This is a genomic window from Erwinia sp. PsM31 (assembly GCF_030433775.1).
GTDB lineage: Bacteria > Pseudomonadota > Gammaproteobacteria > Enterobacterales > Enterobacteriaceae > Erwinia > Erwinia aeris.
Genome location: NZ_JARUWZ010000030.1, coordinates 42,526 through 54,099, shown reverse-complemented (window position 1 = coordinate 54,099; position 11,574 = coordinate 42,526). Strand labels below are relative to the sequence as shown.

Genomic DNA, 11,574 nt, shown 5'->3' with positions numbered 1-11,574 from the left:
TTGCCCGGCACCGTTCCCGACGGTCTTTTTTGCCGCGTCGCCTAAACCGAGGTTTCTGAGAAGCAATCACCTGGCCCTGCACCGGCCCGCACTGGCACACTTGCGGCCATTTGCGGAGAACTCAGCGTGCTGATTGGCTATATCAGGGTGTCAACAAATGACCAGAACACGGACTTACAGCGGATTGCGCTGCAGAGCGCAGATTGTGAGCTGATTTTTGAGGACAGGATAAGCGGTAAAACCAGCGACAGGCCGGGGCTAAAGAAGGCGCTGCGCTGCCTGCAGCCCGGTGACACGCTGGTCGTGTGGAAGCTGGACAGACTCGGCAGAAGTATGCGGCATCTGGTCATGCTGACCGAAGAGCTGAGAGAGCGAGGCGTGAACTTCCGCAGCCTGACGGACAGCATCGATACCAGCACGCCGATGGGGCGGTTTTTCTTTCACGTTATGGGCGCCCTGGCGGAAATGGAACGCGAGCTGATCGTAGAGCGCACGCGCGCCGGGCTGGCCGCCGCGCGTGATAAAGGCCGCGTCGGTGGCAGGCGGCGAAAGATGACAGCGGAAACGGTGGAGCGTGCCCGGCGGATGCTGGCGCAGGGCGCAACGCTGCTGCAGGTGTCACTGGTGCTGGACGTGTCAGTTAAGACGATTTACCGCTATATCCCCGCCCCGGAACAGAAAACCCTGCGCGAAAACGGCGCGTCTGTTGTATCAGACACCGCACAACAGCCAGCGCGTGCCCCGTCATAGCGGACCATAGACCATAGCGGAACCCCTTCACAGGAGAACCGCCCTATGGCACAGGATTATCACCACGGCGTGCGCGTTGAGGAAATCAACGAAGGCACGCGAACTATCACCACCGTCAGCACCGCGATTGTCGGGCTGGTCTGTACCGGCGACGACGCCGACGCGGCCACCTTTCCGCTAAACCGCCCGGTGCTGTTAACCGACGTACTCACAGCCAGCGGCAAGGCCGGAGAGTCCGGCACGCTGGCGCGCTCACTGGACGCCATCGCCGATCAGTCCAAACCCGTCACCGTCGTCGTGCGCGTGCCGCAGGGCGAAACCGAAGCGGAAACCACCGCCAACATCATCGGCGGCGTGACCGACGGCCAGCGCACCGGCATGAAGGCGCTGCTGGCCGCGCAGTCCGTCTGCGGCGTAAAACCCCGCATTCTCGGCGTGCCGGGCCACGACACCAAAGCCGTCGCCACCGAGCTGCTGGGCGTGGCGCAGAGTCTGCGCGGCTTCGCCTACCTGTCCGCCTACGGCTGCAAGAGTGTTGAAGAGGCGATTGCCTACCGCAGCAACTTCAGCCAGCGCGAAGGAATGCTGATCTGGCCTGACTTCATCAGCTTTGACACCGTGCTGAAGGCAGACGCGACGGCCTACGCCACCGCCCGCGCGCTTGGCCTGCGCGCCAAAATCGACGAGCAGACCGGCTGGCACAAGTCCCTGTCAAACGTTGGCGTTAACGGCGTCACTGGCATTTCCAAAGACGTTTTCTGGGACCTGCAGGATCCGGCCACTGATGCGGGCCTGCTGAACCAGAACGACGTCACCACGCTTATCCGTAAAGACGGCTTCCGCTTCTGGGGCTCCCGCTGCCTCAGCGACGATCCGCTATTTCAGTTTGAGTGTTATACCCGCACAGCGCAGGTGCTGATGGACACGATGGCTGAAGGGCAGATGTGGTCCGTTGACGGTGCGCTGAACCCGTCGCTGGCCCGCGACATCATCGAAAGCATCCGTGCGAAGCTGCGCAGCCTGGTGACTCAGGGCTATCTGATTGGTGCGGACTGCTGGCTGGATGAGAGCGTTAACGATAAAGACACGCTCAAGGCGGGCAAGCTGTTGATCGATTACGACTACACGCCGGTGCCGCCGCTGGAAAACCTGCTGCTGCGCCAGCGCATCACAGACCAGTACCTGCTCGATTTCAGCAGCCGCGTCAGCGCATAAGGAGACGGAAAGATGGCATTACCCCGCAAACTCAAGCATCTGAACCTGTTCAACGCAGGCAACAACTGGCAGGGGCTGGTTGAGTCCGTGACGCTGCCGAAATTCACGCGCAAGTTTGAGAAGTATCGCGGCGGTGGCATGGCCGGTGCTGTGGACATTGACATGGGCCTGGACGATGGCGCGCTGGATACGGAATTCACCATTGGCGGCACTGAAGCGCTGCTGATTAAGCAGATGGGCACCACCACCGTGGACGGCATTCAGCTGCGCTTTACCGGCTCCATTCAGCGCGACGACACCGGCGAAGTGCAGGCGGTCGAGCTGGTCACGCGCGGACGATATAAGGAGCTGGACTCCGGAGAATGGAAAACCGGCGAATCCAGCACCACCAAAGTGTCCGGCACCAACAGCTACGCAAAGCTGACCATCAACGGCGAAGTGCTCTATGAGTGCGATCTGGTGAACATGATCGAAATCGTGGGCGGCACCGACCTGATGGAAGCGCACCGCAACGCGCTGGGCCTGTAATCATCCCGGCAGGCCCAGCGCCTGCCGCTTATCTCTCTTTTTAACGGAATCAAATCATGACTGACAAAACCACGCCAAATGAAAAAGCCGTTGAGCTCGACACCCCGATCCTGCGCGGCAAAACCGAAATCACCTCTGTCACCGTGCGCAAGCCGCAGTCCGGCGCGCTGCGTGGCACCCGCCTGCAGGCGCTGCTGGACATGGACGTGAACGCACTGATCACCGTGTTGCCGCGCATTACCACCCCGGCGCTGACCACGGCGGAAATTAACGAAATGGATCCCGCCGATCTGGTCAGTCTGTCGGTGGAGGTGGTCACTTTTTTGCTGAAGAAGTCGGTCCTGTCGGATTTAGCGACGGCCTGACGGTAGACGATCTGGTGGCGGACATCGCCACCGTCTTTCACTGGCCGCCCTCCGTTACGGAGTCCATGACGCTGACCGAGGTTCTGGAGTGGCGGCACAAAGCAATCCTGCGACACAGGGCCAGCGATGAGTGATAAAAATCTGCGTTTACAGGTCGTGCTGGGCGCGGTCGATAAGCTGACGCGCCCCTTCCGCAGCGCCCGCGACAGCACGCGCGAGCTGGCTGGCACACTGCGCGACACGCGCAACACCCTCAAGGCGCTGGACGCACAGGCCGGGCGCATTGACGGCTTCCGTAAAACCCGCTCACAGCTTGCCATCACTGCTAACAATCTTAAAGCCGCCCGCGAAGAAGCGGCGCGGCTGGCCGTACAGTTTACGGAAACAAACAAGCCTACCGCCGCGCAGGCCCGCGTGCTGGAGCAGGCAAAAAACCGCGCCAGCCAGCTGCAGCAGACTTACAACGGGCTGCGCCTGTCGGTGCAGCGTCAGCGTGAGGCGCTGGGCGCTGCCGGTATCGACACGAAGAAACTGAGCCAGGCACAGCGCGAACTGAAAAGTCAGTCGGACGAGGCACGCGCCGCCATTGACCGGCAGCAGCAGTCGCTTAAAAAGCTGGGAGATCGGCAGGCAAAAATGCGCGCGGTACGTGAGCGCTATTCACGCTCGCTTGAGGTGCGCGACCGCGTGGCCGGTGCCGGTGCGGCAACATCCGCCGCCGGGCTGGCAATGGGCGCGCCGGTGCTGGCCAGCGTGAAGTCTTCAGCGGCAATGGAAGACGCCATGAAGGGCGTGGCGAAGCAGGTTAACGGGCTGCGCGACGACAGCGGCAACCGCACAAAGCAGTTCTATGACATGCAGGCCGCCATCAAGGCCGCCAGTGAGCAGCTGCCGATGGAAAACGGCGCGATTGACTACGCCGCGCTGGTTGAGGGCGGCGCGCGCATGGGCGTGACGAACCAGAATGATTCCTATGAGGACCAGAAGCGCGACCTGATGGCCTTTGCCACCACGGCGGCGAAGGCGTCCACCGCGTTTGAACTGCCTGCCGGTGAGCTGGCCGAAGGGCTGGGCAAGATTGCGCAGCTGTATAAAATCCCCACGCGCAACATCGAGCAGCTGGGTGACGCGCTGAACTACCTGGACGATAACGCCATGTCCAAGGGTTCCGACATCATCGACGTACTGCAGCGCATGGGCGGCGTGGCCGACAGGCTGGACTACCGCAAGGCGGCTGCGCTCGGCTCAACCTTCCTCAGCCTGGGCGCAACGTCGGAAACCGCCGCCAGTGCGGCGAACGCCATGGTGCGCGAGCTTTCCGTTGCCACCATGCAGAGTGACCGCTTTATGGACGGCATGGATCTGCTGAAACTCGATCCGAAAAAGATTGAAAAGCAGATGACCACGGACGCCATGGGTACCATCCAGCGCGTGCTGGAAAAGGTCAACAACCTGCCGAAAGACAAACGCCTGACGGCTATGACGATGGTCTTCGGCAAGGAGTACGGCAAGGACGCGGCCAAACTCGCTAACAACATGCCGGAGCTGAGGCGACAGCTGCAGCTGACGCAGGGCGACGGGGCGAAAGGCTCCATGCAGAAAGAGTCAGACATCAATAAAGACTCGCTTTCGGCGCAGTGGATGCTGACCAAAACCGGCGTTTCCAACACCATGAGCGGCCTGGGCGATTCGCTGCGCACGCCGCTGATGGACATCATGAACATGGTGAAGAAAGTCACCGGCGTAACCCGCCGCTGGGTGGAAAACAACAAGGTGCTGGCGGGCACGCTGGTGAAGACTGCCGCCGTTCTCTCATTACTGGTGCTGGGTGCCGGGGCTTTTCTGGTGAGCCTCGCGGCGTTTTTTGGGCCGCTTGCTTTGCTGAGGTTCAGCTTTAACGTGCTGGGGATAAAAGCATTCAGCGCCTTCGGGCTGATTAAAAGCGCCATCGGCATCGTGGGGAACGGCGTGCTGTGGCTGGGGCGGCTGATGTTTGCGAACCCGATTCTGGCCGTTATCGGGCTGATTGCCGCCGGGGCGCTGCTTATCTGGCAGAACTGGGACACGCTGGGGCCGAAACTTGCCGCGCTGTGGGACGGCATCAGCACAAAGGTCAGCAGCGTCTGGACCGCGATCCGCACCTACATCAGCACAAAGTGGGGCGAGATTGTCGCCGACGCGAAAGCGCTGCCCGCGCGGTTTCAGGAGGCGGGTTCACAAATGATTGACGGCCTGATGGCGGGCATCAGTCAGAAGTGGGATGCGATTAAAAACAAGCTGTCGTCACTGACCGACTACCTGCCGGACTTTCTGAAGCCGGGCGGCGATAAGTCCGGCGGGCCGCAGCTGCCGCGACCGGCAACAGTAAAAACGGGCGGCGGTGTATCTCTGCCGCCGGGCGGGTTCCCCGGATTTGCGGGCATGTACGACAGCGGCGGCTTTATCCCGTCCGGGCAGTTTGGTGTGGCCGGTGAGAACGGACCGGAGCTGGTCAGAGGTCCGGCGAACGTGACCAGCCGCCGGAGCACCGCACGGCTGGCGGCACTGGCGGCGCTGACGCTGGGCGGCGCAGCGACGGCGGAGACAAAGCCCCTGCACCCGCTGAGCCTGCCAGTTCAGGCGTACCGGCAGGAAGCACCGCGCATGAGTGGCAGTGCTGCACAGGGAGCTGCGCCGCAGATTCATGCCTCCTTCACCATCGTGCAGCAGCCGGGGCAGAGCCAGCAGGATCTGGTTGATGAGGTCATGCGCAAGCTGGAGGCAAAAGAGCGGCAGGCGCAGGCCCGCGCCCGCAGCAGTTACCGGGACAGGGGAGGATTTGAGGAATGATGATGACGCTGGGCTTATTTGTTTTCATGCTGAAAACGGTGCCCTATCAGGAACTGCAGTATCAGCGCAGCTGGCGTTTCCCGTCAAACAGTCGCGTGGGCGTGAGGCCGTCGCTGCAGTTTTTAGGCCCGGACAACGACACGCTGACGCTTTCCGGCGTGCTGCTGCCAGAGATTACCGGCGGCAGGCTGTCGCTGTTCGCGCTGGAGCAGATTGCGGAGCTGGGCCGCGCGTGGCCGCTCATTGAGGGCAGCGGGACGATTTACGGCATGTTCGTGATTGAAAGCCTGAGCCAGACCAAAGCGGAGTTCTTCAGCAGCGGCGTGTGCCGCCGCATTGAATTCACGCTGACGCTGAAGCGCACCGATGAATCGCTGGGCGAGATGTTTGGCAGCCTCAGCGATCAGCTGTCTGCCATGCAGGGCGCAGCCGCCACCGCCGCCGGTAAGGTGAGCGCCGCAGCGGGAGGATTATTTTCATGATGACCAGCCCTTGGATTAACGGCCAGCAGAACTCACCGGCGTTCCGGCTGACGATGGACGGCGCAGACATCACGCAGAAGCTGGAAAAGCGCCTGCTGAGCCTGACGCTCACTGACAACCGGGGCTTTGAGGCGGATCAGCTGGACATCGAGCTGGACGACGCGGACGGCCAGCTGCAGCTTCCGCGCCGGGGCGTCGTGCTGTCGCTGACGCTGGGCTGGCAGGGTGAGGCACTTTTTCCGAAAGGCAGCTATGTGGTTGATGAAATCGAGCACAGCGGCACGCCTGACCGCCTGACGCTGCGGGCGCGCAGCGCGGACTTCCGGCAGACCCTGAACACTAAGCGGGAGAAGTCCTGGCACAAAACCACAGCGGGCGAAATTGTCCGGGATATCGCCGGGCGGCATAAGCTGAAGGCGGCAATGGGTGAGGACATGGCGGCCGCAGAAATTGACCACCTTGACCAGACCAACGAATCAGACGCCAGCTTTCTGATGCGCCTGGCTAAACAGTGCGGCGCGGTGGCCTGCGTCAAGGACGGTAATCTGCTGTTTATCCGCCAGGGGCAGGGAAAAACGGCAAGCGGCAAGGCGCTGCCGGTAATCACCCTTCAGCGCAGGGACGGAGACAGCCACCGCTTCACCCTGGCGGACCGCGACTCTTACACCGGCGTGATCGCCAGCTGGTTGCACACCCGCGAACCGGTAAAAAAAGAGGTGGCGAAGGTAAAGCGCAGGCGCAAATCCACTGCAAAGAAAAAAGAGCCGGAGGCTAAACAGGGCGACTACCTGATCGGCACGGATGAAAACGTGCTGGTACTGAGCCGCACTTACGCAAACCGTAGCAATGCAGAACGAGCTGCCAAAATGCAGTGGGAACGCCTGCAGCGTGGTGTGGCAACGTTCTCAATCCAGCTGGCACAGGGACGCGCAGAGCTTTACACGGAAATGCCGGTGAAGGTTAGCGGCTTCAAGCGGCAGATAGATGTGGGAGAATGGATCATCACAACGCTGACGCACAGCCTGACCGCTGATAGCGGATTTACTACCAGTATCGAGCTGGAAGTGAAAATAGACTCACTTGAAATGGAATAGAGCTATCTCAAAGTGGTTTATTTCAGTATTATTAATCTCAATTGGGTTTTGGAGACGACGTGATGATGAATTGCCCTTTATGCGGGAATGCCGCACATACTCGCAGCAGCTTTCAGGTATCAGCAACAACTAAAGAAAGATACAACCAGTGCCAGAACATCAATTGCAGCTGCACGTTTAAATCTCATGAGACCGTGTCTGAGATCATCATGAAGCCCGGTAGCGTTAAATCTGTGCCGCCGCATCCTGGAAGAAATCAGCAGCAACCACTGTGGCTATGATTGCTGCCGAATCTGACCAAAAGCAATAAGGGTATGAACTTATCCTCTGGAGGTTGCTGAGTCACAGTCTTAGGTATTTGGTTAACTCAGCAGCTCTCAATCATTCTTCAGAAGATCCCCAAGAAATTTCCAGGTATGGATGCGTAAAATTCACGCTGTAATCACGAGATTGTAATGCGTCAATAATATCATCGAGAAATTCAGCAATGTCTTCATCTCTCAGCTTATAGCTTGCTTTCGAACTACCAAATCTTTGGCAGTCATTGCACTCATACCAGATTGAGTCCATCAAATCTTTAAAGCGCATATTTTTTTTACCGCGTTCTGTGGCTTCGCGGGCATCATCTGCATCACGTTCGAACATTATTAGCATCTCCATTTTTCTGAATAATAAAAACTTAATTACTACAGGATGTATATGTAGGAGTGAGATCAAAAACTCAAGCTTAAAAATGTTAAAAATAAAAGTTTAGCTAATGTATGAAATAAGATGCTGATCTAACTGGGATTATGAAATGAAAATTCTTTTCCAACGGTGTTTTTGCATCTTGTAAAATGGAGTTTATCAATATATTCAAATGCTTATGAGAAGTGATGTTGCATAAAAATGACTGCTCATTAAAAATTTTAATCAGTGAAGGTTGGTTTGCAATATGATTGGTTGCAACAGCGATTAGTGATAAATGGCTGCTGCCATTTTGCTGCCAATGGTGAAATCTTAAAACAAAAAAGCCACCCTTGAAGGTGGCTTAACTGCATGATTTTAATCATTAAATTTGGTGGCCCCTGCTGGGCTTGAACCAGCGACCAAGCGATTATGAGAACCGTGTACCCCCTATATATAACAAAGGCTTACAAGCATTATCAACAAGTTAAGTGTTGAATGTTGTTGAATGTTGTTGAGCTTATGAGTCTTGAGGGGACAAAAAGGGGGCTTAATTTTCCAGGGGGTTCATCCTCGTAGCCTCTTCAAGATGATCGGGAGCAAAGTGTGAATAGCGCATTGTCATCTTGATATCTGTATGTCCAAGAATGCGCTGCAACACTAAAATGTTGCCGCCATTCATCATGAAATGACTAGCGAAAGTGTGGCGTAAAACGTGCGAAAGTTGCCCGTCAGGCAGTGATAATTCAGCGCGTTGTACTGCCTTTCGGAAAGCTGAATAGCAGGGAGCAAACAAAGGTGAATTTTTTTTGGGGATCGGCAGTGAGTCATATAACGCCTGGCTAATAGGGACAGTGCGGTTACGATTGCCCTTCGTTTTGAAAAATGAAATTCGATTATTTGAAACCTGTTGTTTAGTTAAGCTCTCGGCTTCATTCCAGCGCGCCCCAGTAGCAAGGCAAATTCTTGCCACATGCCAAACGCTGGGGTTTCGACTATTCAAGCATTCAGCAAGAAGCCTTTTTATCGCATCAGCTTCAAGATAAATTAGCTCGCTTTCTTCAGATTTAAAAGGCCGCATCTGCTCTAAAGGGTTGTCGCTTTTCCAGTGGCCTAATCGCTTCAGCTCATTGAAAACTGCTCGAAAATAAGCTAGTTCAAGGTTGACGGTACGGGGAGAAACCTTTTCTACTCTGCTGGTGCGAGACAACTCGCCAGACAGGCGCTTTTTACGATAAATAGAGAAAAGCGTAGCAGTGAACTCATGCGCTAAAGGTTCACCCATACTGGCGCAAGCAAACTCCATGGCCCCTTTACGCCGTTCTCCGTCATCAAGCGTTATGCCGTGCTCGTCAAACCACTGGTTAACTAAATCTTTAAGTTTGCGGCGATCTTCTTTGCCATCTAGCCACGGTTTGATGTGGAGATTTTCCATAACGTGGTTCTGGTAGGCTAGAGCTTCACCTTTTGTTGAAAAAGTTCTGCGAATACGCTTGCTCGGTTTACCTTTTGGCTTCCCTTCTGGGTAAAAATCAAGAAGCCATTTGCCGTCGCTTTGTTTTCTAATAGACATATCAATCAATAATCGTTAGCACTATGCGGCCAATAATTTCGATCTCGTCCAGAGCGCAATCGAAAGAAAGCCCTCCGGCGACACCGCTTACTCTTACTTTTTTTACTGGAATACGAATCAACCTTCTTATGCTGATTTTGCCTTCGACGTTGATTAGCCATTCTCCGTCGTAAACTTCGCTTGTTTTGCAATCAACGACATATTGGGCTTTGTCCGTTTGTAAAAGCATGGGTAAGGCTGGGGAGGGGATACCCTCTCGGAATAGGGTTTTATCAAACGTAACATAACCTGAATCGTACAGTTGGCCATCAACAAGTTTTTGGCGCGAAAACTTCAAAGTGTCCGGCTCGTCGCCATCAAATTTTTTTCCTGAACCAGTAGATAACCATTCCAGTGAGGCCCCAGTTTCTGCAACGCATCTGACCACGATATCGGCAGGAAAAATACCCCTTTTAAAGCGGGCGGAAAGGCTGCTCGCCGCCATATCTAAGTGATCCGCAAGCTGCATTTTCTGAGAGAAGCCGTATGCCTCAGTGACTCGGTCTAAAACGACACTGCTGTGGTCAATTTTATCAAAGGGGAATTTGCTCATAATTTAGCCTAAATTCGCTTTTTGCAAAATTTTATTGATGTTTTGCTAAATGCGAATTAAAGTCTCTCCGTAGTTTGCAAAAAGTTGAATGTTATTGAATGTTGTTGAATGTTGTTGAGTGTTGATGCACTCACGCGAAATGAGGAGTTTGATGCATGCGTCCTAATATTACAATCACGATCCCGATCCCCTATATGCCTTTAGAAGAGTACTGCTTATTGACCGGCATCGCAGAAGGCACCGCCCGCGATATGATCCGTGATGGCCGTCTGCCAATCCGTGGTAAAGGCGATAAGCCCCGCGCTCGCGTCGAAGTAAACATGGCAGCCCTAACCGTTGAAGCCTTAAGCGAATGCCGAATTTCGCTTCAGGCGTAAACAATCTTACGAGTTAGGGATTAACTAATCATGTTTGATTATCAGGTTTCCAAACAACCGCACTTTGATAATGCCTGCCGGGCGTTCGCTGTTCGCCATAACATCCGCGAACTGGCCGACCGTTTAGGGATGAATCATCAGACTTTGCGCAACAAACTGAACCCGGATCAGGTTCACCAGTTAACGGCGATGGAGATTGCCGCGATTACCGATCTGACTGAAGACGCAACGCTAATCGACGGTCTGCTGTCGCAAATGAAATGTATGCCTGCCGTGCCGGTCAATGAAGCGAAAGCTGAGCGTGTAACTCATTACGTTTTGCAGGCGACGTCGGAGCTGGGAAAAGTGGCAGCTGCTGCCGTTTCGGGGCAGAAAATGACGCCTTCCTGTAAGAGTGCATTTATCGAAAACATCAATGCGGGCATCCGCTGTCTTTCGTTGATCGGCTTAAGCGTTCATGCCCGCGTGCATTCTAATCCAGCCCTGGCTAACACCGTGGATGCGATTAGCGGCCTTAGCGCTTCCATCGGTCTGAGTTAAGGAAAAATAATGATCTCAATGGCTGCGCTACTGAAGCGCCAAAGTCCGTTACCTGCATACGGTCATGGCTGGATTATGAACAAGGACGGCAAGCGCTGGAATCCGGCATTAAAACAGCAAGATTTTTCCAGTAATAAAAAAAACAGTAAAAGAGGTAAATTATGGCTATTAAAGCTGAAGCAGCACTTGCTGAAATAAAAGCGGGCGCAAGAGTGGCCGGACTGAATCACGTTGCCGAACTGCGCTCAAAATTTTGGGGCAACGATTGCGGAAAGGATATCAGCCGCTTTTTTGAAGAAATGCGTGATACCACTGACCGGAACTATCAGGAAAACAAGCGGGCATTAGGCGCTATTTTCTATCTGGCAAATATTCGGACTGAGCGGCATGAGCTTGATTTCAGTGAGCTGACCACTGATGAAAAAAGCGCGCTTATTCGTGCGATGAACCATTTTCGTGCAGTAGTGAGCTTATTTCCCAAGAGAATGACTCTGCCCAACTAATCAACCTTTTTAAATAAATGACGTCAACCCGTCGGGCATCCCTTGTCCCGCATTCAGGAA

The 11,574-nt window shown here is 55.1% G+C and carries 16 protein-coding genes; 13 read left to right on the top strand and 3 right to left on the bottom strand.

All coding sequences use genetic code 11. The features are described 5' to 3' along the window. Positions 1-126 precede the first annotated feature (126 nt). From QCD69_RS18905 to QCD69_RS18865, 9 genes are all read left to right on the top strand, one after another. Positions 127-750 (top strand): recombinase family protein, encoded by a 624-nt coding sequence (locus QCD69_RS18905; RefSeq protein ID WP_301253143.1) that lies wholly within the window; start codon positions 127-129, stop codon positions 748-750. Between the two features lie 45 nt (positions 751-795). Continuing rightward, entirely contained in the window at positions 796-1,965 is a 1,170-nt protein-coding gene (locus QCD69_RS18900) for a phage tail sheath protein (RefSeq protein ID WP_090965639.1), read from the top strand. A gap of 12 nt (positions 1,966-1,977) precedes the next feature. Then, on the top strand, positions 1,978-2,493 hold the full coding sequence (locus tag QCD69_RS18895; protein ID WP_060680951.1) for a phage major tail tube protein: 516 nt from the start codon (positions 1,978-1,980) through the stop codon (positions 2,491-2,493). Between the two features lie 56 nt (positions 2,494-2,549). Further along, positions 2,550-2,858, top strand: coding sequence for a phage tail assembly protein (locus tag QCD69_RS18890; protein ID WP_090965641.1), 309 nt, complete (start codon positions 2,550-2,552; stop codon positions 2,856-2,858). A gap of 14 nt (positions 2,859-2,872) precedes the next feature. Then, a complete protein-coding gene (locus QCD69_RS18885; RefSeq protein ID WP_033786692.1) occupies positions 2,873-2,992 on the top strand; it encodes a GpE family phage tail protein in 120 nt (39 codons plus the stop codon). Next, complete coding sequence (locus tag QCD69_RS18880) at positions 2,985-5,687, top strand: phage tail tape measure protein (RefSeq protein ID WP_301253141.1); 2,703 nt, start codon at positions 2,985-2,987, stop codon at positions 5,685-5,687. Before QCD69_RS18885 ends, QCD69_RS18880 begins: the two co-directional genes overlap by 8 nt. Beyond that, on the top strand, positions 5,684-6,169 hold the full coding sequence (locus QCD69_RS18875; protein WP_010248695.1) for a phage tail protein: 486 nt from the start codon (positions 5,684-5,686) through the stop codon (positions 6,167-6,169). The genes QCD69_RS18880 and QCD69_RS18875 overlap by 4 nt, the downstream gene beginning before the upstream one ends. Continuing rightward, complete coding sequence (locus QCD69_RS18870; protein ID WP_301253138.1) at positions 6,166-7,263, top strand: phage late control D family protein; 1,098 nt, start codon at positions 6,166-6,168, stop codon at positions 7,261-7,263. The genes QCD69_RS18875 and QCD69_RS18870 overlap by 4 nt, the downstream gene beginning before the upstream one ends. Positions 7,264-7,325: 62 nt before the next feature. Beyond that, a complete protein-coding gene (locus QCD69_RS18865) occupies positions 7,326-7,544 on the top strand; it encodes an ogr/Delta-like zinc finger family protein (protein WP_167429229.1) in 219 nt (72 codons plus the stop codon). Between the two features lie 100 nt (positions 7,545-7,644). On the opposite strand, the gene QCD69_RS18860 is transcribed toward QCD69_RS18865, so the two are convergent. The 3 genes from QCD69_RS18860 to QCD69_RS18850 all read right to left on the bottom strand — a co-directional run bounded on the left by QCD69_RS18860 (position 7,645) and on the right by QCD69_RS18850 (position 10,094). Next, positions 7,645-7,908: a hypothetical protein gene (locus QCD69_RS18860; RefSeq protein ID WP_167429218.1), complete on the bottom strand. Its 264-nt coding sequence runs from the start codon at positions 7,906-7,908 to the stop codon at positions 7,645-7,647. Positions 7,909-8,479: 571 nt separating this feature from the next. After that, positions 8,480-9,502 carry a phage integrase gene (locus tag QCD69_RS18855; RefSeq protein ID WP_301253135.1) on the bottom strand — a complete coding sequence of 341 codons (1,023 nt, stop codon included), beginning with the start codon at positions 9,500-9,502 and terminating at the stop codon, positions 8,480-8,482. Between the two features lies 1 nt (position 9,503). Beyond that, a complete protein-coding gene (locus QCD69_RS18850; RefSeq protein ID WP_301253134.1) occupies positions 9,504-10,094 on the bottom strand; it encodes a phage repressor protein CI in 591 nt (196 codons plus the stop codon). 155 nt (positions 10,095-10,249) lie between these two features. On the opposite strand from QCD69_RS18850, the gene QCD69_RS18845 reads away from it, so the two are divergent. The 4 genes from QCD69_RS18845 to QCD69_RS18830 are packed head-to-tail and all read left to right on the top strand — an operon-like array spanning position 10,250 to position 11,514. After that, positions 10,250-10,471, top strand: coding sequence for a regulator (locus tag QCD69_RS18845; protein WP_301253133.1), 222 nt, complete (start codon positions 10,250-10,252; stop codon positions 10,469-10,471). A 30-nt stretch (positions 10,472-10,501) separates the two neighbouring features. After that, positions 10,502-11,011: a phage regulatory CII family protein gene (locus QCD69_RS18840; protein ID WP_301253132.1), complete on the top strand. Its 510-nt coding sequence runs from the start codon at positions 10,502-10,504 to the stop codon at positions 11,009-11,011. A 9-nt stretch (positions 11,012-11,020) separates the two neighbouring features. After that, positions 11,021-11,209 carry a phage filamentation protein Fil family protein gene (locus QCD69_RS18835; RefSeq protein ID WP_301253131.1) on the top strand — a complete coding sequence of 63 codons (189 nt, stop codon included), beginning with the start codon at positions 11,021-11,023 and terminating at the stop codon, positions 11,207-11,209. Further along, positions 11,173-11,514 carry a DUF5347 domain-containing protein gene (locus QCD69_RS18830; protein ID WP_301253129.1) on the top strand — a complete coding sequence of 114 codons (342 nt, stop codon included), beginning with the start codon at positions 11,173-11,175 and terminating at the stop codon, positions 11,512-11,514. Before QCD69_RS18835 ends, QCD69_RS18830 begins: the two co-directional genes overlap by 37 nt. Positions 11,515-11,574 lie beyond the last annotated feature (60 nt).